A 20,306-nucleotide genomic window follows, 5' to 3' on the forward strand; every position below is an offset into this window, starting at 1 on the left:
GCGACCCAATCAGGCAACAAAGTGCTCGACAGCCTCGAGCACTGCCGCAAGGCCCACCTTGGTCACCGTCCCGCCACTGGATTCGTAGTGGGCGTTCCAGGTCAAGCCTGCGGCCTCGACGATCTGGCGAGCCATGTCGGGTTTCGTGAGCCGGCTGTCGATGCCGAGTCCTAGGCGGTCGTTGACGATCTCGAAGATCTCTCGGGGCTCCGTCGATCCCGTGGACATCCTCGGAGGCTCCGCTCCGAGTTGCAGTGCGATGTCCCAGACGATGTCAGCCTTGGTGGTCACAGCTCTGACGCTCTCACGACTGCTTGCAACAACGAGGTCGTTCCGGTTACCCACGAATTGTCAACGTCCTTTGTGGGACCACGCCCGAGGAGTTCGAGCAGTCGAAGGCGATCAATGACCATGACCACGGTGGCCAGTTGTCTCCAATCTGGGCCGGCGGCCCGAATCGTCCCTGGAATGACCAGCAGGCTAAGGGGGTCGACGTCCATCGCGAGCCAACTTGCCCAGAGTCGAAGGTCTATGTCGGTGGTCTTGGTGAAGGTCTCTGCCTGGATCGTGCATTGGGCGAGTGCGACAGGAAAGCCCGGTCGGCGGTCCGCGAACTGACGCCAGGCGACGACGTCGACGCCGCCGTCCTTTCGGCGTGGCGGGCGGTATCCCCGTCCCGGCTCAACGCCGATTCGTTTGGCGAGCCATCCCACAGCCTGATCAAATGACTCTGGACGGCCGTGCTTCGACGGGTATCCGAACGACACGGCGTTCCCGCCATCGCCCCAAAAATTTGCAAGCGCGGCCTCGCTAATCTCCTCGAGCAGCTCGCCCATCACGGCGGTATCGGACGCCCGCACCGTCTGACGCGCGACCGAACCTGGCGTGAGGTGAAGCAGTGCCGCATAGTGGCCGGCATGCGCGCCGTCTCGTCGCAGGACTGCGAGGTCGCTGACGACAAACGGGTAGGAGCTACCGAGCACGCTTGCCCGCTTGGCCATCGTGTCGAGCGCCATAGCGACCTTCATCGAGGAGGCGCCGATCTCGCTCTGCGCCAGGTCGTCCAGCTTGTCGCGTCCGAAGTGGCCTGAGCGGCTGACGAGCACACTGGTCTCGATCCAGTCTGCGATGGCTTCGGTGGTCGAGACCTCCAGGTCCGTCATTTGCTAGAGGTCGGTCTCTGCGGTGACGTCATCGAGGGTCGACCGAATGCTTCCAACCAGTGACTCGATGTCGTCGACGAGGCTTTGAACCTCGGCGTCGATCGCGAACTCGGCGACGTCGCCGCTGGCGGCGTTCAGCGAGTTCTTGGCAGCGTTGAGCTTCAGTGTCAGCGCCTTCAGCGGGTCCAGGCCCTTCTCCTGTATCCGTTGCTTCGCCTCCTCAAGCGTCTTGCCCTCGCGTAGCGCTTCGAGTCCGACCTCAGAGGCGACGACGTTGCCGAGTTGCGACATCTGCCGCGAGTCAGAGATCAGGGACTCGTGCTCCTCGTCGCCGAACACCCACTGGATCACCTCCTTGAGCTCATCGAATCTGTCGGCGGGCACGGGATCCTGTCCGATCACAGTCTGCGATCCCAACGGTGCGCCAACGTGGCCGCGGATCTTCGTGCTGCCCATGGCCACGGTGAGCACCGAGAAGGCACTCTCGACCTGCGAGGTCTCAAGCCCGAGGTTCGCAGCCTGTGTCAGCACGGCCTGGTCGCGGTACAGATCGGCAGCCTTGCTCTTGGGAATGCCGATCAGGTCAGCGACTTCCTGCAGTGTTCGTCCCTCTGCCACGCGAGCAGCGATGTACCGAGCCTGCATGAAGGGACGCCACCCGAGCTTGCCGACGACGTGAACTCGCGCGATCTCCGCATGCGTCGTCTCGCGGGTCTCGTGGACGACGATCGGGACCGCCATCTCGGGGCTGATCGAGCGGCTGGCGGCCAACTTCTCCCAACGATCGGGTGTCGCGAAGCCTGCTCGAATCTCGGGATAGGCCAGTCCGATGAGTGCGGTGAGCCGTCGGTTCCCCTCGACGACGATCCAGGCGTTCGCCTCATCGGGGCTGGGGATCACGATGAGTGGCTCGGCATTGAAGAAGCCCAGTTCGGCTATCGACTGCGCGACGGGATAGGCCTCGAACCCCATCTCTAGCAGCGTCGCGAGCTCAGCGGTGTCCTTGGTGCGGTGCGTCTCGGGTATGCGCGGATTCTCCGGATCGAGACGCAGAGCTGACAGAGGGGCGCTCGACGGGCGACCCGCGCTGGCCGGGAGGTGTTCAGACATTCCGTTCCTTTCGAACTACGAGCCCTGATCCGAGGTAGACCGCGAGCGCCAGCACCTCGCCGTCGTCCTCGTGCTGCCGCACTTGAGTGCGATGAATCTGGATCACGATCTGGTTCGGCTCGTTCTCCAGGTTCTCCACGAGTCGGTCCCCGGGATAGAAGTCACCGTTCTGCTGTGGTTTCAGGTCGCGGCCCTGGAAGAGATTGACGAAGCCAAGCTCACCAGACCATCGGCGCTTGCGTGGAGCCTCGCCGTCCTCCATCAGCATGATGGTGGCGCTCTTCAGGTGAGTGAAGCCGCGGCCGATGGCACCCGCGAACTCGTCGTGGAGCCATCCTGGGCTGTAGTCGGGACGAGCCCATTGTGTGAAGAGGCGCTCCAAGGGTTCGAGTGACTCGACCGTGAGGGTGCGAAATGCCAGGCGACCCTGGCAGACTCGCGGGGCGTCCAACAGGCCAAGATCCTCGAGAAGTCCGTAGTTGTGAGATGTGTCGACAGCCTGGCGAGAGGGCGTGCGCATCTGGTGCCAGCCCAGCCCCATCGTCGACAGGGCTGAAACCACGCTCGATCGAGTAGGTGTCATCCCGTCCGGCAGCACGAGTCCGATCTCGCGCGCCCACGTGTGAACCGACCCACCGCTCTCGATGTGATCGTGCAGTCGCGCGCGTAGGTCCTCTTCGGTGTGCACGATCTCGGTAAGGGAGCGGATCGTCTTCTTGCTGGCGAAGAACTGGCAGTAGGGCAGAAAGTCCCTTCGGTAGCCGAAGGCTCGAGCACGTTGCTCAAGTGTGTCTACCTGCGGACTCGCAGGCCTGTTCATGTAGGTGACCGTGAGCCCTTCGACGGTGAATCCTCGATCGAGCTTGTTGCCGCCGACGAGGACGTGGACGGGCGATACGTGCCAGTCGACCTTGTTGATGTCAGCCGCGCTGTTCACGAGCCAGGTCATTGCCTGTGCGAGTACGAACTTCAGCTTGTGAGCGAAGGTCTGATCGTCGACGTCTGAGGCACCGTTCTGCACGAGCCGTTCGCGTTCGTCGGTGATGGACTCTGGAATTGTTTCGGGGTCGTCGGGCACCAAGGCCTTGCGCCACTGGTCCAGCTGCCGGCGAATGAGGAACTCGTACCGCGCCTGAACGTCGTTGCGAGCCGTGGAGTGAACCAGCATGCTGATCGGCGGGCTCGCCGCGTCCTTGAGTAGAAGGAGTGCAGTGCCTGCTAGGAACGACGACAGGGCCTGATGCAGGCTCTTCTGTAACTGTAGCGGTGGGCTCTTGGAGGCCTGCTCGTCCAACATGGGCACGTTGCGAACGACTCGATCGGCATGGTCGATGAAGAACTGCTTGCCGCCTGTGTATCCCTCGCCCGGGGTCAGGAACTCCACGTGTTGGGGGCTCAGTATGTCGGCAGCGTCCAGCATGAGGGGCGCGTACGGCGTTGCCGTGTATTGCACGTAGAGATGGCTCGGTACGGACGACCGCAGCTCGCGAATGGCAGCGTAGGTCTGACTTTCGGCGTCCTTGCTGGTGTTCAGCGACGCCTGGTCTGCCTCGTCGTCGATGACGAGCACGCGCAACTCGTCCGGAAGCTTCGCCAGTTGCTTCGCAACGGCCCTGATGCGTCCTGCGTGCTTGAGCACAGGCACAAGACATACCCGGCCCATGTCGACGAAGCTGCGAAGCTTCTTGCCCGCAGCGTCGGTGGCTGGGTTCGTCTCGCTGATCCAGACGTAGTCGCTGCGAGTCGTGATCCCTAGGGACCCTTCGAGCCGCTGCTTGTTCTGATCGAGAAGCAGGTTGGTGGACCCAAGAAGAGCAACGATGACCTGATAGCCCTCGTCCGCGGCAGCGGCAGCAAGCGCGGTGATCGAGGTCGTCTTGCCGGACTGCACGTAGCCCAGCGCGAGCACGGTCGGATCGCTTGCCTGACCTGGGTTGGGACCATGCTTCAGGATGGCCGACGCTGACTCCCAGATTCCTTTCCGCGTGTTGTCGTCGATGGTCGTAGCCAGGATCCCGTCCAAACGTGTGACTTCACTCATCCTCGGATCCCGTCGGCTTCAACGCTCGACGCTTCGCCTCAGTCCATGAACCGAACCGGTTGCGCACGGTCTGGAAGGATGGACCGTCGGGCACGTTCACTCGCCTCCACTCGTCGAATCGGTGTGCGGAGTTCGGCGCGCTTGGGTCGAGCAGATACTGACGAACAATGTCCGCGATGTCCTTGTCGTTCCACTTCGACTGATAATGACTGCGGACCGTTCGACCGGGTTCAACGCCCGCAGCCTCACAGGCGGCTGTCCAGGATCCATACCGCTGGCCGATCCTCGGGACTGAGGGGCCGGTGATCTGGCCCACTGCGAGGAGGGCTGTGTAGGCCTTCGAAGTCAACGGGTACTCGTACACGGCGGCCGCCCTCATGGCGTCCATGATCTCCTCGTCCGACCAGCGGTTCTCGGGAGCCGTCGTCGCCCACAGCCGGAGATGCGCCAGATCGTCCGGCCAGCATCTGGCCATGTCCTCGCTGGCGATCCCGGTCAAAGTCGCGACTTCCTCGACGGACCTCGGATTCATGTCAGCGAGCACATCCCGGATGGCCGCCGAGACGGACATGCCGTGCGCATGCTCCTCGGACCGGTTCCGCTCGATCTGTGCCTGCCTCACCGATGCCGCGTCGGGGCCCCCGTGCTTGCGCATGAGTTGCCGCACGCGTTCCCGAGTGATCCCGAAGACCTTGCCGATCTCGTCCAAGGTTCGGCCACTTCGCCGCAACTCCATCATGGCGACGACTCGAGCCGGAGGCGGCGGTGGGGGCGGGGTTCCGTCTGGCGCCCACGCGTACGCGCCCTGGCCGACCCTGAAGAAGTTCTCTCGGGTTGTCACCAGAGCTCGGGCGGCCAAGCTCACGTCGTTCTCGGTGGGGACGAAGTCCACGAGGTCGAAGGCTGCCTCGTAGAGGGCAGCGAGTGACAGCGGCTCGTCTGGGCGAGTACGCAACGCTTTCTCGACTGCCTCGGCGGTGGCCCGGCGGCGCTGGGAGGCGTTCGCGCGGGGTCCGCCAGCGGCCAAGTGCGTCGTGCCGATAGGCATATGGGTCTGATCGTCTGCCTTTGGCCACGGGGACCTGGGCGTCATCCAATCGGCGTCGAAGGGGTCCGTCTGAGGGGGCGTGTCACCAGTGCTCTGCCCATGCACATGCGAAACCAACTGCGAGCCCCCGTACGCGACTGATCTATAGCGACGCTCACCATAGTTCGATTTTTGCGACCGACGGGGCGAAAGGTAAAAGTGCCAGCGGTGCCTGTTGGGTTAGATTTCCCCCACCAGTCCCCCTAGAGACCGATCCCGAAGTCGACCGGAACACTCCGGAAATCACAGAAACCGCAGGCTGACCTGCGGTTTCTCTGGTGGAGCCTACGAGACTCGAACTCGCAACCCCCTGCTTGCAAAGCAGGTGCGCTACCAATTGCGCCAAGGCCCCGTACGGCGTGAGCCGCGGGTGTGGCCGCGGGGGCCACCTGGTGGATCAGTCGGTGGGAGGCCGAGGCCTCAGGAGCGGGCGACCGGGTCGGTGGCCTCGGCCCACAGGGCCTGCTCCGAGCGGCTCTCGTCGAGCTTGCGCTTGGTGAGGACGGCTCCGGCGGCGGCGAGGGCCAGCAGGACGATCTTCTTCACGGTGTGCCTCCGCAGTGGTGGGGCGATCGGTGACTCCGGCTGTGCCTCGTGGAGCGGGAGGCGGTGGTCGTGCTGGTGGGCCTAACAGGACTTGAACCTGTGACCTCTTCCTTATCAGGGAAGCGCTCTAACCGTCTGAGCTATAGGCCCTCTTCCCGACCTGGATCGGGGTGGACGCCGGGCGACCGAGGCGTGACGTTACCCCACCGCGCCGGGCCGGGACAAAACGGGCCGCGGCCGGTGGTCCGGCCGCGGCGCCGCGAGGTGTCAGTTGTCCTCGGAGAGGGTGACCTCGATGCCGCCGAGCAGCGCGGCGGCCATGTTGTAGAGGAACGCGCCGAGGGTGGCGACGGCGGTGATCAGCACGACGTCGATGGCGGCCACCAGCATCGTGAAGCCCAGGACGCGGGAGGTGCCGACGTAGTTCTCGACGTCGAAGTCGCCGGCCTCCTGGCCGCCGATCATGTTGCGCACGGTCTCGTTGATGGAGTCCCACACGCCGGCGGCGCCGAGCACCGACCAGACCATGAGCACCGAGACGACGGTGACGACGGCGAAGGCGATGGCCAGCAGGAACGACGTCTTCATCACCGACCAGGGGTCGATGCGGGTCAGCCGCAGGCGCGCCCGGCGCGGGCCCCGGGAGGGAGCGCCGCCGGCCGCCGGGGTGACGGTGGTGCCCGTCGCCTTGGCCTTCTTCTCTTGCGTCATCGAGGAGAAGGCCGACTGCACCCGGTCGGTCAGCGCCGGCCGCGTGGCGGTGGCGTCGGGGTCGTCGGCGGCCCTCGCGCCGGAGGCGCTGCCCCCGGGCTGGGGATCGGTGCGGGTGGCGCCCCGCTCGGCGGGTCGGTCGGTCATCAGTCCTCGCCCTCTCCGTCATCGGTCACGGAGGTGGTCTCGTCGGCGGCGCCGTCGACAGCGGCGTCGGCGACATCATCAGCGGTGGCGCTCACGTCCTGCGACGCGTCACCGCCTTCGATTGTTGCATCCGCGTCTGCATCGGCCGACTCCTCGACCTGCTCCTCCACCTTGGCCTCGACCGAGCGGGCCACCACGGCGACCGCGTCACCGGCCTTCGGGCCGACGAACTTCACGCCCATCGTGGAGCGGCCCGTGGGGCGGAACTCCTCGTTGACAGGGCTGCGCACGACCTGGCCGCTCTGGGTGATGGCCATGATCTCGTCGCCGTCCTCGACGATGAACGCACCGACCAGGCCGCCGCGGTCCTCGTTGGCCAGCGACATCGCCTTGATGCCGATGCCGCCGCGCGACTGCAGGCGGTACTCCGAGATCCGGGTGCGCTTGGCGAAGCCCCCGTCGGTGATGGTGAAGACGTACTGCGGCTTGACCTCCTCCACCTGCTCCGGGGAGGCCTCCACGTCGGGGGCGTCCAGGTCCGTCTCGGTGTCGAGGCCCGCGGCCATCTCGGCGGCCACCTGCGCCGCACGGATGACCGACATCGACAGCAGCGAGTCGCCGTCGCGGAACTTCATGCCCGAGACGCCCGAGGTCGCGCGGCCCATCGGGCGCAGCTGGGTGTCGTCGGCGCGGAAGCGGATCGACTGGCCCTTGCGGGAGACCAGGAGGATGTCGTCCTCGGAGCCCACCAGCTCGGCGCCGATCAGCTCGTCGTCGTCCTCGCGGAAGTTGATCGCGATGACGCCGGCCTGGCGCGGGCTGTTGTAGTCGCCGAGGCGGGTCTTCTTCACCAGCCCGCTGCGGGTCGCCAGGACGAGGTAGTCGGCCTGGTCGTAGTCGCGGATCGCGAGCACCTGGGCGATCGACTCGTCGGGCTGGAACGACAGCAGGCCGGCCACGTGGCCGCCCTTGGCGTCGCGGGAGGCCTCGGGCAGGTTGTAGGCCTTGGTGCGGTAGACCCGGCCGGCGGTGGTGAAGAAGAGCAGCCAGTGGTGGTTGGAGGTGGCGATGAAGTGCTCGACGACGTCGTCGCCGCGCAGCGTGGCGCCGCGCACGCCCTTGCCGCCACGCTTCTGGGTGCGGTACTGCGCCCGCTGGGTGCGCTTGGCGTAGCCACCGCGGGTGATGGAGACGACGAGCTCCTCGTCGGGGATCAGGTCCTCCATCGACAGGTCGCCGTCGGCCGCGATGATCTGGGTGCGCCGGTCGTCGCCGTACTTCTCCACGATCTCGCCCAGCTCGTCGGAGACGATCTGACGCTGTCGGGTGACGTTGGCCAGGATGTCCTGGAGGTCGGCGATGGTCAGCTCGATCTCGGCCAGCTCGTCGATGATCTTCTGCCGCTCCAGCGCGGCCAGGCGGCGCAGCTGGAGGTCGAGGATCGCCATGGCCTGCACGTCGTCGATCTCGAGCAGCTCCATCAGCCCGTCGCGCGCATCGGCGACCTCGGGCGAGCGGCGGATGAGCGCGATGACCTCGTCGAGCTGGTCGAGGGCCTTGGCCAGGCCGCGCAGGATGTGGGCGCGCCGCTCGGCCTCGCGCAGGAGGTACTCGGTGCGCCTGCGGATGACCTCGACCTGGTGCTCGACCCAGTTGCTGATGAACTGGTCGATGCTCAGGGTGCGCGGCACGCCGTCCACCAGGGCCAGCATGTTGGCGCTGAAGTTGGTCTGCAGCTCGGTGTGCTTGAGCAGGTTGTTGAGCACGACGCGGGCCACGGCGTCGCGCTTGAGCACGACCACGAGCCGCTGACCAGTGCGGTCGGAGGTGTCGTCGCGGACGTCGGAGATGCCCTGGACCTTGCCGGAGTCGGCGAGCTCGGCGATCTTCAGCGCGAGGTTGTCGGGGTTGACCATGTACGGCAGCTCGGTGACCACCAGGCAGGTGCGGCCCTTGGCGTCCTCGTCGACCTCGATCACCGCGCGCTGGGTGATCGAGCCGCGACCGGTGCGGTAGGCCTGCTCGATGCCCTGACGGCCGGTGATGAGCGCGCCGTTGGGGAAGTCGGGGCCCTTGATCCGCTCGATCAGGGCGTCCTGGAGCTCCTCGCGGCTGGCGTCGGGGTGCTCGAGGGCCCAGCGGGCGCCGGCGGCGACCTCGCGCAGGTTGTGCGGCGGGATGTTGGTGGCCATGCCGACGGCGATGCCGGCCGAGCCGTTGACCAGCAGGTTGGGGATGCGCGAGGGCAGGACGACGGGCTCCTGCGAGCGACCGTCGTAGTTGGGCTGGAAGTCGACGGTCTCCTTCTCGATGTCACGGACCATCTCCATGGCCAGCGGCGCCATCCGGCACTCGGTGTACCGCATGGCCGCGGCGGAGTCGTTGCCCGGCGAGCCGAAGTTGCCCTGGCCGTTGATGAGCGGGGCGCGCATCACCCACGGCTGCGCGAGGCGCACCAGGGTGTCGTAGATCGCGGTGTCGCCGTGGGGGTGGTACTGACCCATGACGTCGCCGACCACGCGCGAGCACTTCGAGAAGCCGCGGTCGGGGCGGTAGCCGCCGTCGAACATCGCGTAGAGCACGCGGCGGTGCACCGGCTTGAGGCCGTCGCGCACGTCGGGCAGCGCGCGCCCGACGATGACGGCCATGGCGTAGTCGATGTAGGCGCGCTGCATCGAGGTCTGCAGCTCGACGGGCTCGATGCGCCCCCCGGGTGCTCCGTCGGAGGGAGGGGTGCCGTCGGTCGGGGTCTGGGTCACGTGTCTCGGTCTCTCTGGTCGGTTCTACCGGAATCTAGCGATCTCGCGAGAGAGCTAGATATCCAGGAATCGGACGTCCTTGGCGTTGCGCTGGATGAAGGAGCGCCGCTGCTCGACGTCCTCGCCCATGAGGATCGAGAAGATCTCGTCGGCGTGGGCGGCGTCGTCGAGGGTGACCTGCAGCATCAGCCGCTGGTCGGGATCCATGGTGGTCTCCCACAGCTCCTTGGCGTTCATCTCGCCGAGGCCCTTGTAGCGCTGGACCGGGTTCTCCTTGGGCAGCTTCTTGCCCGCGGCCTGGCCCTCGCGCAGCAGCGCGTCGCGCTCGGCGTCGGAGTAGACGAACTCGTGCTCGGCCGGCTTGTTCCACCGCAGGCGGTAGAGCGGGGGCTGGGCCATGTAGACGTAGCCGCCCTCGATGAGGGGGCGCATGAAGCGGAAGAGCAGCGTCAGCAGCAGCGTGTTGATGTGGTGGCCGTCGACGTCGGCGTCGGCCATCAGCACGACCTTGTGGTAGCGCAGCTTGGCCGGGTCGTACTCCTCCTGGATGCCGGTGCCCAGGGCGGAGATGATCGACTGCACCTCGGTGTTGCCCAGCACCTTGTCGATGCGGGCCTTCTCGACGTTGAGGATCTTGCCGCGGATCGGGAGGATCGCCTGGATGCGCGGGTCGCGGCCCTGACGGGCCGAGCCGCCGGCCGAGTCGCCCTCGACGATGAAGACCTCGCACTCCGCGGGGTTGGTCGACTGGCAGTCCGAGAGCTTGCCGGGCAGGCCGCCGCCGCCGAGCAGGCCCTTGCGGTTGCGGGCCAGGTCGCGCGCCTTGCGGGCGGCGAGGCGGGCCGACTGCGCGGCCTGGGCCTTGCGCACGATGTCCTTGCCCTCGGCGGGGTTCTTCTCCAGCCAGTCGCCGAGCTGCTCGTTCATCAGGCGCTGGACGAAGCCCTTGGCCTCGGTGTTGCCGAGCTTGGTCTTGGTCTGGCCCTCGAACTGCGGCTCGCCCATCTTGATCGAGATGATCGCGGTGAGGCCCTCGCGGATGTCGTCGCCGGAGACGCGGTCCTCCTGCTTCTTCATCAGGCCCCACTCGAAGCCCCACGTGTTGACCAGCCCGGTCAGCGCCGCTCGGAAGCCCTCCTCGTGGGTGCCGCCCTCGTGGGTGTTGATGGTGTTGGCGAAGGTGTGGACCGACTCGGTGAAGCTGGTGTTCCACTGCATCGCGACCTCGAGCGACATGTGGTTCTCCACCGACTCCGGGGTCTCGGCCTCGAAGGAGATCACCGTCGGGTTGGCGGCGGTCTTGCGGCGGTTGAGGTGCTCGACGTAGTCGACCAGGCCGCGGTCGTACTTGAAGACCTGCTCCAGGCCGCCGGCGTCGCCGCGCTTGATCGCGTCGTGGCCGGCGTCGTCGATGCCGCCCTCGTCGTCGGGGTCGACGGTGTTGTCCTCGACCGCGTCGGCGACCTCACTCGCCGCGGGCCGCTCGTCGCGCAAGACGATCTCGAGGCCCTTGTTGAGGAAGGCCATCTCGCGGAAGCGGGCGGAGATGGTCTCGAGGGAGTACTCCGTGGTCTCGAAGATCTCCGGCGAGGCCCAGTAGGTGACCGTCGTGCCGGTCCGCTCGCCGGGCTCCATCGCGCGGACCTGCTCGAGCGGGCCGTCGGGCACCCCGATGGTGAAGGACTGGCGCCACAGGTGGCCGCGGTTGCGCACCTCGACGACCAGGTGGGTCGACAGGGCGTTGACCACGGAGACGCCGACGCCGTGCAGACCACCGGAGACCTTGTAGCCGCCCCCGCCGAACTTGCCGCCGGCGTGGAGCATGGTCAGCGCCATCGTGACCGCCGGCATCTCCTGGCCCGGGGCGGTGTCGGTGGGGATGCCGCGCCCGTTGTCCTCGACCCGGATGGCGCCGTCGTCGGTCAGCGTCACGACGATCCGGTCGCAGTAGCCCGCGAGCGACTCGTCGACCGCGTTGTCGACGATCTCCCAGATCAGGTGGTGCAGGCCGCGCACGCCGGTGGAGCCGATGTACATGCCCGGGCGCTTGCGCACGGCCTCGAGGCCCTCGAGGACCTGGATCGCGGAGGCGTCGTACTCGACGCCGTTGGGCGGCTGGGGGGCTGTCGTCTCCGGGATCTCTGCCTGGTTGTCCTCGGACACGTCCACCTCTTCAGACTCCGGCTCCGCGAGGAGCGTGACATGAGCAGGGTCGCGCGAGGCGACCCAGATGCCCATGATAGCCCGCTGAGGGCCTCTGCTCACGCAGGCGTCCCCAGCCGGGGGTCCTCACTGTGGAAAAAACCGCCCTGAGCGCTCCCTGAGGGCCTCGTGGAGCGCACGGGAGGGGGTCGGACAGGGACGGGTACGCCGGAGCCGCTCCGTGGGGCGCCGAGCGGCGCAGGCGCGACGCGGCCGCGGGTCAGCCGTAGGTGTCGCGCGGGCCGCGACCGTCGCGCACCGAGCGCGGGCCCTTCTTCCACGTTGGCCCGTGGGGGCCGAGCACCTCGATCACCACGACCGTGCCGTGGCCCAGCTCCTCGTTGAGCCGGCGCACCAGCGTCGGCGCCAGCAGCTTGAGCTGGGTGGCCCAGGCGGTGGAGTCGGTGCGCACGACCAGGCGCCCGTCGGCGAACGACTCCGGCGTGCAGTGCGAGGAGACCTCCTGGCCGACCAGCTCGGGCCAGCGCCCGAAGACGCCGTGCACCCGCAGGTCGAGCTCCCAGCCGTGGTCGCCCACGAGCCGCGCCAGCGTGGCGTCGAGCAGCTGGGGGTCGCGGTCGTCGGGGTGCGAGCCGCTGACCCGACCGCCGCCGCCGCGGTCGCGGCGCGGCTTGCGGCGGCGCGCCGCCGACGTCGTGCCGGCCGTGGCCCGTGCGATCGCCCGGGCCAGCTCCAGCCCGTCGGGGCGGTGCTCCGGCTGCTCGTCGGGCTCCGCCGCGGTCGGGCCGTCGGAGGCGGCGGGCCCGGCGGGCCGCTCGGGGCGGTCGGGTCCGCGGGCGTCAGCGGGTTCGGTGGGGTCGGTGGGGTCGGTGGGATCAGTCATCGTCGCGGCGTACCTTCCCCTCCCCCACCAGGAACCTCGCCCCGGCCAGCGCGGCGGGCACGTCGGCGGCGACGGCCGCGGTCACCAGGACCTGCTCGGCCCCCGCGACCAGCTCGGCGAGCTGCGCCCGCCGCTCGGTGTCGAGCTCGGCGAAGACGTCGTCCAGGATCAGGATCGGGTCGTCGCCGTCGGAGCGCAACAGGTCGTAGGAGGCCAGGCGCAGCGCCAGCGCGAACGACCACGACTCGCCGTGGGAGGCGTAGCCCTTCACCGGCAGCCGCGGCCCGCCGTTGGTCGGGGCCTCCTCGCCGTCACCGGCGCCGGGGTCGGCGTCGGCCTCGGCCGCCGCATCGGCCGAGGGCCCGGCGCCGTGGCCGATTGTGAGCAGCAGCTCGTCGCGGTGGGGTCCCACCAGCGAGATGCCGCGGTCGAGCTCGTCCTTGCGACGCCGCTCCACCTCGGCCAGCAGCGCCTCGGCCAGCTCGGGCTGGGTGCGGGCACCGCCGAGCTCGAGGCTGGGGCGGTACTCGATGTCGGCGTCGTCGCGGCGCGCGCCCCGCGCGACGGTCGCGTAGGCGGAGCCGACGTAGGGCCGCAGCTGCTCGACCAGCGCCAGCCGCTCGGCGAGCAGCTCGGCGCCGGTCGTGGCCAGGTGGGAGTCCCAGACGCCGAGCGTCGACAGCGCGCCCTCCTGCGCCGAGCTGCCGCGGCGCGCGGCGCCCGCGGTCTTGAGCAGCGAGTTGCGCTGGCGCAGCACCCGGTCGTAGTCGGAGCGGACCCCGGCCAGGCGCGGGGTGCGCAGCACGAGCAGGTCGTCGAGGAACTTGCGCCGGTCCGACGGGTCGCCCTTGACCAGCGTGAGGTCCTCCGGCGAGAAGACCACGGTGCGCACCAGACCGACCAGGTCGCGGGCCCGCGGCAGCGGGGAGCGGTTGATCCGGGCGCGGTTGCTCCTGCCGGGGTTGAGCTCGACCTCGAGCACCGCCGTGCGCCCGTCGCGCACGACGGCGGCCCGCACGATCGCCTGCTCCGCGCCGGCCCGGATCAGCGGGGCGTCGCTGGCCACCCGGTGGGAGGCCAGGCGCGAGAGGTAGTCGATCGCCTCGACCAGGTTGGTCTTGCCCTGGCCGTTGCGGCCGATGAAGGCCGTGACGCCCGGCTCGAGCGCGACGTCGGCCGCGGGGTAGGAACGGAAGTCGTGGAGGGTGAGGTGGGAGACGTACACCCGGCGGCCGGGCCTAGCCGCCGCGGACGTCGGGGTTGGCGTCGCCGCCGACGGGGGCCTCGGTGTGCACGGCGTGACCGCCGAACTGGTTGCGCATCGCCGCGATCGCCTTCATCGCCGGGCTGTCGTCCTGGCGCGAGGTGAACCGGGCGAAGAGCGAGGCGGCGATGACGTTCATCGGTACGGCGTTGTCGATGGCCGCCTCGACCGTCCACCGGCCCTCGCCGGAGTCGTCGGCGTAGCCGCGGAGCTGGTCGAGGTGGGTGTCGTCCTCGATGGCCGCCACGAGCAGGTCGAGGAGCCACGAGCGGATGACGGTGCCGGAGCGCCAGGAGTCGAACACGGCCGGGACGTCCTCGACGAGGTCGACCTTCTCCAGCAGCTCCCAGCCCTCGGCGTAGCTCTGCATCATGGCGTACTCGATGCCGTTGTGGACCATCTTGGCGAAGTGGCCCGCGCCGGGCTTCCGGCCGGCGTGGACGAACCCGCCCTCGGCGGGCTTGAGGGCGTCGAGGGCCGGCTGGACCTTGGCGACGTCCTCGTCGGAGCCGCCGCACATCAGGGCGTAGCCGTTCTGCAGGCCCCACACACCGCCGGAGACGCCGCAGTCGACGAAGCCGACGCCCTTCTCGGCGAGCATCGCGGCGTTGGCCTGGTCGTCGGTCCACTTGGAGTTGCCGCCGTCGACGACCAGGTCGCCCTCGCCGAGCAGCTCCCCCAGGGCCGCGACGGTCTCGCGGGTGGGGTCGCCCGCGGGCACCATCACCCACACGACCTTCGGCGAGGGCAGCTGCTCGACCATCGAGGCCAGGCTGTCGGCGTCGGCCAGGTCGGGGTTGCGGTCGTAGCCGACGACGGTGTGGCCGGCCTCCCGCAGGCGCGAGCGCATGTTGCCGCCCATCTTCCCGAGTCCGACGAGTCCGATGTCCATGAGTACCTCCGGGTGCGCGGGCAGGGGTGGGCCCCGGCGGGGGCCGAGGAGTGGTGGGTCAGGAGAGCAGGCGGCGCGGCATGAGCAGGTAGCGGAAGCCGGTGTCGGTGCCCGCCTCGGCCGGCGACCCGCTGATGACGACCGGCTTGGCGGCCTGGGTGAAGGCCAGCTCGACGATCGGCTCGTCGATGGCGCTCAGCCCGTCGAGCAGGAACTGGGGGTTGAAGCCGGTCGTGATGTCGTCGCCCTCGATCTGGGCCTCGATCGACTCCGAGGCCTGCGCCTCGTCGCCCGACCCGGCGTCGAGGGTGAGCACACCGTCGCTGAAGGCCAGCTGCACGGCGGTGTTGCGCTCGGCGACGAGCGAGACGCGCTTGACCGACTCGATCAGCGCCGCCTTGTCGACCTTGGCCACGGTGAGGTGCTCGCTGGGGAAGAGGCTGCGGACCTTGGGGAACTCACCGTCGAGCAGTCGCGTCGTCGTACGCCGCACCCCGCCCGGCGCCGCGCCCTCGAAGCCGATGATGCCCTCGCCGCTGCCGCTGGCGGCCAGCGCGATGACGACCTCGCTGCCGGCGGTCAGCGACTTGGCGGTGTCGCCGAGCACCTTCGCCGGCACCAGCGCCGCGAGGGTCTCGTCGGGGGTGCGGGGGTCCCAGCCCAGCTCGCGCTGGGAGAGGCGGAAGCGGTCGGTGGCCAGCAGCGAGATGCTCGAGCCGTCGATCTCGAGCCGCACGCCGGTCAGCACCGGGAGCATGTCGTCGCGCCCGGCCGCCGTGACGGCCTGGGCCACCGAGTGGGCGAAGACGTCGCTCTGCACCGTGCCGGTCGCCGCGGGCATGTCGGGCAGCGACGGGTAGTCGGCCACCGGCATGGTCTGGAGGCTGAAGCGGGCCGAGCCGCAGGTGAGGGACACCCGTGAGCCGTCGAGCACCATCTCGACCGGCTTGGCCGGCAGGCTGCGGCAGATGTCGGCGAGCAGCCGGCCGCTGACCAGGGCGCGGCCCTCGGTGGTCACGTCGGCCTTGAGCGTGGCGCGGGCCGAGGTCTCGTAGTCGAAGGTCGAGAGCACCAGGCCCTCGTCGTCGGTCTCGATCAGCAGGCCGGCGAGGACGGGGACGCTCGGACGGACCGGCAGGCTGCGGGCAGCCCAGGCGACGGCATCGGCGAGCACGTCGCGTTCGACGCGGAACTTCACGGTGTGTCCTTCGGGTGCGGCTGGGCTCTGGGGGGCTGATCCTGCCACGTCGTCCCGGCCGCTGGGAGTCCGGTGCGTCCTGTCGTGCTCCGTGCACCGGGTGCTCGCCCTGCGCTCCTCGGTCCGTCGCAGGCGCCGGGCGAGCGAGTTGTGCACAGGCAGGGGGGTCGGAACATGTTCACGGAGGATCTGGTCGTCTGGAGGTACGGAGGAGTCATAGCAGCGGTGGAATCTGTGGACAGCCGGCGTCTGTGCAGGTCAGGCCGCGTGGCGCTCGCTCACAGGCCCTGTGCAGGACGCCGTGGAACCACAAGGGCCGGTGTGCAGTCGTGGGCGGCCCGTGAGCTCCGTCCACCGCTCGTCCACAGCCTCTCCCGGCGATCCGGGGCCGGCGCACAGGCGGCTCCACATCACACAACGGTGTAGTTCACCCGCGCACCGACGAGGTGGCGACGAGTCGATCAGACCTGACGGGCCTGCATCTTCACGCGGTTGGTGAGCTCGCTGACCTGGTTGAAGACGGCCCGGCGCTCGGCCAGCAGCTGGTTGATCTTGCGATCGGCGTACATCACCGTGGTGTGGTCGCGGTTGCCGAACTGCGCGCCGATCTTCGGCAGCGACAGATCGGTGAGCTCGCGGCACAGGTACATCGCGATCTGGCGGGCCATGACGAGGTGCCGACCGCGTGAGGGGCCGGTGAGCTCCTCGATGGACAGACCGAAGTACGCCGCCGTCTGGGCGATGATCAGCGCCGCGGTGATCTCGGGCTCCCCGCCCTCGGGGATCAGGTCCTTCAGCACGATCTCGGCCAGGGTCATGTCGACCTCCTGGCGGTTGAGGTTGGCGAAGGCCGTCACCCGGATCAGCGCGCCCTCGAGCTCGCGGATGTTGGTCTGGATCTTCGAGGCGATGAACTCCAGCACGTCCGGCGGCGCGGTCAGGCGGTCCATGGCGGCCTTCTTGCGCAGGATCGCGATGCGCGTCTCGAGGTCGGGGGGCTGGACGTCGGTGATCAGCCCCCACTCGAAGCGGTTGCGCAGCCGGTCCTCGAGCGCCTCGAGCCGCTTGGGCGCGCGGTCGGAGGTCAGCACGATCTGCTTGTTGGCGTTGTGGAGGGTGTTGAACGTGTGGAAGAACTCCTCCTGGGTCTGGGTCTTGCCCTCCAGGAACTGGATGTCGTCGATCAGCAGAACGTCGACGTCGCGGTAGCGCCGCTTGAAGCGGTCCTGCCGGTCGTCGCGGATCGCGTTGATGAACTCGTTGGTGAACTCCTCGCTCGACACGTAGCGGACCTTGGCGCCGGTGTAGAGCGAGCGCACGTAGTGGCCGATGGCGTGGAGCAGGTGGGTCTTGCCCAGCCCGGAGTCGCCGTAGACCAGCAGGGGGTTGTAGGCCTTGCCGGGAGCCTCGGCGACAGCGACGGCCGCCGCGTGGGGGAAGCGGTTGGACGAGCCGATGACGAACGTCTCGAAGGTGTACTTGGGGTTGAGCCGGGTCTCCAGCGCGCTCGTCTGGCGGCTGCCCGCCTGCTCCGCGACGGGGGCGGGCTCGGCGCGCCGTGTGTCTATGTCGACATGTCGATCAATGGACTCGACCGGGGTCGGGTCGGGACTGGTGGGGCGGGGCTCGTCCTCGAGCTGGGGGTTCACCGTCACCGCGATGCGGATCTCCCGGCCGAAGGAGACCGTGAGGGCGTCCTCCAGCTGACCGCGCAGTCGGCCCTCGAGCTGCCCGCGCGTGAAGTCGTTGGGCACCGCGATGATCGCCGTGTTGCCGTGGAGGGTCACCGGCTCGCTGGCGTTGAGCCAGGCGCGCTGGTTGGGCTGCAGGTCCGCCACCACCGACCGCCAGGCCGGGCCGAGCTCCGGGGGCGTCTGGTCCACGTCTTGGTCCACGTCCTTGCCGCCTTCTGGTTGACCTTCTGGTTCGGTCCTCCGAAGGGGACCCCGGCCCGGGCGGGCCGCACGGTGCTCTGCTTCTCCACACCTTTGTCCACAGGTTGTGAAACTCCGTCGTGACCTCGTCGTCGCCGTGGTGCCGAGGAGCCCGGTGCGCCCGCTCCCCCCAGCGTCTTCGCAGGTCAGAGGGGTGATGCGAGGGTGCTGCGGCGCGGTGTGGCGGTGCTGGCCACCTCGTCGGAGCCGTGGGTGCACGGGTCGTCGGAGACCGCGAACGTAACGCGGTGCGCGAGCCGCGAGCAAGACGTCATCCACAGGCTGGGGCGACCCCGTAGGCTGGGGCCGCCCGAGGGTTTGACCCTGTGGAATTCGAACGCGTACCGTTTGCCGGTCATCCGGCGTCGACGGGTGCCGCATGTCCAGGTGCAGCAGTGGACCTGGGTGGGCGGTGCCAGCCGACAGGTGCGTCGGGGGTCCGGTCCGCCGGACGCCCCCGGGGTCCGGGCTCGCAGAGCCGTTGACCGCCAGTCCCTTGAACCGAAAGAGAAGCTCGTGAGCAAGCGTACGTACCAGCCGAACAACCGTCGTCGCCACAAGGTGCACGGGTTCCGCCTGCGCATGCGCACCCGCGCCGGCCGGTCGATCCTCTCCTCGCGCCGCCGCAAGGGCCGCAAGAGCCTGGCCGTCTGAGCCTGACGACGGCCTCGGCCACCCGGTGCTTCCCCGCGACCACAGGCTCCGCGACTCGGACTCGTTCCGACGCGCGGGGCGTGGTCGGCGCGCGGGGAGCCGCACGCTCGTGGTGCACCTGAGCACCCCGGACGCCGCGGGACCGGCACGGGTCGGCTTCGTCGTCAGCAAGGCCGTCGGCAACGCCGTGGCGCGCAACAGCGTCAAGCGGCGGCTGCGACACCTCGCCCGGGAGCAGCTCGACACGCTCCCGGGCGCTGCTGTGCTCGTGGTCCGTGCGCTGCCGGCCGCCGCGGGCGCCCCCAGCGCGGAACTCCGCTCCGACCTCGAGCGTTGCCTCCAGCGGGTGATGGTGTGAAGTACCTGCTCATCGGCTTCCTCCGGCTCTACCGCGCGGTGGTGAGCCCGCTCTACGGTCAGGTCTGCCGCTACCACCCGTCGTGCTCCGCCTACGCGCTGGAGGCGGTGACCGTGCACGGCAGTGTCCGCGGCAGCTGGCTCGCGGCCCGTCGTGTGGCGCGGTGCCACCCGTGGGCCGCCGGCGGCTACGACCCCGTGCCACCCTCTGTCCGTCCCACCCGCCGCTCGGCGGGACCCGTCTCGACATCCCAGCAAGGAGCCTGATCGGTGGGCGCAATCGGCGACTTCTTCACCTTCATCGCGACCCCGCTCTACTACGCGATCTCGGGCGTGCTGATCCTGTGGCACAAGCTGTTCACGGCCCTGGGCCTCGACCCGGCCGGTGGCGCCTCGTGGGCGCTGTCGATCGTGGGTCTGACGCTGGTGATCCGCGCGGCGCTGATCCCGCTGTTCGTCAAGCAGATCAAGTCCAGCCGCAACATGCAGCTGATCCAGCCCAAGGTCAAGGAGCTGCAGAAGAAGTACGGCCACGACCGGGAGCGTCTCGCGCAGGAGACGATGAAGCTCTACAAGGACACGGGCACCAACCCGTTCGCCTCGTGCCTGCCGATCCTGCTGCAGATGCCGATCTTCTTCACCCTGTTCCACCTGCTCAACGAGGCCGCGAAGGACTACACGGCCCGCGGCTTCCTGACCAGCACCCTGGCCCGGCAGTTCGGTGACTCGAAGCTCTTCGGGTCGATCCCCCTGGCCGACAGCTTCTGGGGCTCGGGCGTCTGGCGCGAGGGCGGTGGCGACCTCAGCGTCATGCTCCTGGCGCTCTTCCTGGTGCTCGCCATGACCGCCACGACGTTCTTCACCCAGCGTCAGCTGATGAGCAAGAACATGCCTGCCGACGCCCTCTCGGGCCCCTACGCCCAGCAGCAGAAGTTGCTGCTCTACGTCCTGCCCGTCGCCTTCGGCCTCGGCGGCGTGGCCTTCCCGATCGGCGTGCTCCTCTACTGGACCACCTCCAACCTGTGGACCATGGGTCAGCAGTTCTACGTCATCCGCAACAACCCCGCGCCCGGCACGCCGGCCTTCGCGGCCAAGGCGGACCGCGACAAGGCCAAGGCTGCGAAGCACGGCACGGTCGTCGAGGAGGTGGAGGCACCCGTCGAGGAGCCCCGCCGTCCCGCCGTGCGGCAGCAGCCCAAGAAGACCACGAAGCAGCAGCGCAAGTCGGGCGGCAGCAAGCCCGGCGGCGGCACCCAGGGAGGCAAGAAGTGACGCAGGAGTCCGCCCAGCAGGAGGCCCTCGAGGGCGAGGAGCAGGCCGCCTCGACCGACGACGCCCGGACCTCGACCGTCGCCGGCGTGGAGGCGGTTACCCACGACCTCACCGCCCAGGCGGCC

The 20,306-nt window shown here is 68.9% G+C and carries 18 protein-coding genes and 2 tRNA genes; 4 read left to right on the plus strand and 16 right to left on the minus strand.

The genetic code is table 11. The features are described from left to right. Nucleotides 1–9: 9 nt before the first annotated feature. The 16 genes from LPA27_RS07050 to dnaA all read right to left on the minus strand — a co-directional run bounded on the left by LPA27_RS07050 (nt 10) and on the right by dnaA (nt 17,859). Complete coding sequence (locus LPA27_RS07050) at nt 10–291, minus strand: hypothetical protein (protein WP_186339697.1); 282 nt, start codon at nt 289–291, stop codon at nt 10–12. Further along, nucleotides 288–1,163, minus strand: a complete 876-nt coding sequence (locus tag LPA27_RS07055) for a hypothetical protein (protein WP_228941991.1) — start codon at nt 1,161–1,163, stop codon at nt 288–290. Before LPA27_RS07055 ends, LPA27_RS07050 begins: the two co-directional genes overlap by 4 nt. Before the next feature lie 3 nt (nt 1,164–1,166). Further along, on the minus strand, nt 1,167–2,273 hold the full coding sequence (locus tag LPA27_RS07060) for a hypothetical protein (RefSeq protein WP_186339695.1): 1,107 nt from the start codon (nt 2,271–2,273) through the stop codon (nt 1,167–1,169). After that, nucleotides 2,266–4,314: a Z1 domain-containing protein gene (locus LPA27_RS07065; RefSeq protein ID WP_228941992.1), complete on the minus strand. Its 2,049-nt coding sequence runs from the start codon at nt 4,312–4,314 to the stop codon at nt 2,266–2,268. The genes LPA27_RS07060 and LPA27_RS07065 overlap by 8 nt, the downstream gene beginning before the upstream one ends. Continuing rightward, nucleotides 4,307–5,362: a sigma factor-like helix-turn-helix DNA-binding protein gene (locus LPA27_RS07070; RefSeq protein WP_228941993.1), complete on the minus strand. Its 1,056-nt coding sequence runs from the start codon at nt 5,360–5,362 to the stop codon at nt 4,307–4,309. Before LPA27_RS07070 ends, LPA27_RS07065 begins: the two co-directional genes overlap by 8 nt. A gap of 315 nt (nt 5,363–5,677) precedes the next feature. Continuing rightward, nucleotides 5,678–5,753, minus strand: a tRNA-Ala gene (locus LPA27_RS07075). Nucleotides 5,754–5,821: 68 nt separating this feature from the next. Continuing rightward, nucleotides 5,822–5,947, minus strand: a complete 126-nt coding sequence (locus tag LPA27_RS07080; protein WP_228941994.1) for a DLW-39 family protein — start codon at nt 5,945–5,947, stop codon at nt 5,822–5,824. Nucleotides 5,948–6,020: 73 nt separating this feature from the next. Beyond that, nucleotides 6,021–6,097: transfer RNA gene (locus LPA27_RS07085), tRNA-Ile, on the minus strand. Between the two features lie 117 nt (nt 6,098–6,214). Beyond that, entirely contained in the window at nt 6,215–6,805 is a 591-nt protein-coding gene (locus LPA27_RS07090) for a DUF3566 domain-containing protein (RefSeq protein ID WP_056865115.1), read from the minus strand. Next, nucleotides 6,805–9,480 carry a DNA gyrase subunit A gene (gene gyrA / locus LPA27_RS07095; protein ID WP_228942018.1) on the minus strand — a complete coding sequence of 892 codons (2,676 nt, stop codon included), beginning with the start codon at nt 9,478–9,480 and terminating at the stop codon, nt 6,805–6,807. Before gyrA ends, LPA27_RS07090 begins: the two co-directional genes overlap by 1 nt. A gap of 138 nt (nt 9,481–9,618) precedes the next feature. Further along, on the minus strand, nt 9,619–11,802 hold the full coding sequence (gene gyrB / locus LPA27_RS07100) for a DNA topoisomerase (ATP-hydrolyzing) subunit B (RefSeq protein ID WP_228941995.1): 2,184 nt from the start codon (nt 11,800–11,802) through the stop codon (nt 9,619–9,621). Between the two features lie 184 nt (nt 11,803–11,986). Then, nucleotides 11,987–12,610: a DUF721 domain-containing protein gene (locus tag LPA27_RS07105; protein WP_228941996.1), complete on the minus strand. Its 624-nt coding sequence runs from the start codon at nt 12,608–12,610 to the stop codon at nt 11,987–11,989. Beyond that, nucleotides 12,603–13,835 (minus strand): DNA replication/repair protein RecF, encoded by a 1,233-nt coding sequence (recF, locus tag LPA27_RS07110; protein WP_228941997.1) that lies wholly within the window; start codon nt 13,833–13,835, stop codon nt 12,603–12,605. Before recF ends, LPA27_RS07105 begins: the two co-directional genes overlap by 8 nt. A gap of 13 nt (nt 13,836–13,848) precedes the next feature. Then, a complete protein-coding gene (gnd, locus tag LPA27_RS07115) occupies nt 13,849–14,766 on the minus strand; it encodes a phosphogluconate dehydrogenase (NAD(+)-dependent, decarboxylating) (RefSeq protein WP_193661711.1) in 918 nt (305 codons plus the stop codon). 58 nt (nt 14,767–14,824) lie between these two features. Beyond that, nucleotides 14,825–15,964, minus strand: coding sequence for a DNA polymerase III subunit beta (gene dnaN, locus LPA27_RS07120; protein ID WP_056865110.1), 1,140 nt, complete (start codon nt 15,962–15,964; stop codon nt 14,825–14,827). Between the two features lie 461 nt (nt 15,965–16,425). After that, nucleotides 16,426–17,859, minus strand: coding sequence for a chromosomal replication initiator protein DnaA (gene dnaA / locus LPA27_RS07125; RefSeq protein ID WP_416383230.1), 1,434 nt, complete (start codon nt 17,857–17,859; stop codon nt 16,426–16,428). 555 nt (nt 17,860–18,414) lie between these two features. Between dnaA and rpmH the strand changes: the two genes are divergently transcribed. Genes rpmH through yidC form a run of 4 tightly spaced genes read left to right on the plus strand, consistent with a single transcriptional unit; the run spans nt 18,415 to nt 20,181 of the window. After that, nucleotides 18,415–18,552: a 50S ribosomal protein L34 gene (gene rpmH, locus LPA27_RS07130; RefSeq protein ID WP_056156542.1), complete on the plus strand. Its 138-nt coding sequence runs from the start codon at nt 18,415–18,417 to the stop codon at nt 18,550–18,552. Nucleotides 18,553–18,577: 25 nt separating this feature from the next. Then, a complete protein-coding gene (gene rnpA, locus LPA27_RS07135; protein ID WP_056865108.1) occupies nt 18,578–18,910 on the plus strand; it encodes a ribonuclease P protein component in 333 nt (110 codons plus the stop codon). Further along, nucleotides 18,907–19,176, plus strand: coding sequence for a membrane protein insertion efficiency factor YidD (yidD, locus tag LPA27_RS07140; protein WP_228941998.1), 270 nt, complete (start codon nt 18,907–18,909; stop codon nt 19,174–19,176). The genes rnpA and yidD overlap by 4 nt, the downstream gene beginning before the upstream one ends. 3 nt (nt 19,177–19,179) lie before the next feature. Next, a complete protein-coding gene (yidC, locus tag LPA27_RS07145) occupies nt 19,180–20,181 on the plus strand; it encodes a membrane protein insertase YidC (protein WP_193661713.1) in 1,002 nt (333 codons plus the stop codon). Nucleotides 20,182–20,306 lie beyond the last annotated feature (125 nt).

This window comes from Nocardioides sp. Leaf374, assembly GCF_916862475.1.
Classification (GTDB): Bacteria; Actinomycetota; Actinomycetes; order Propionibacteriales; family Nocardioidaceae; genus Nocardioides; species Nocardioides kribbensis.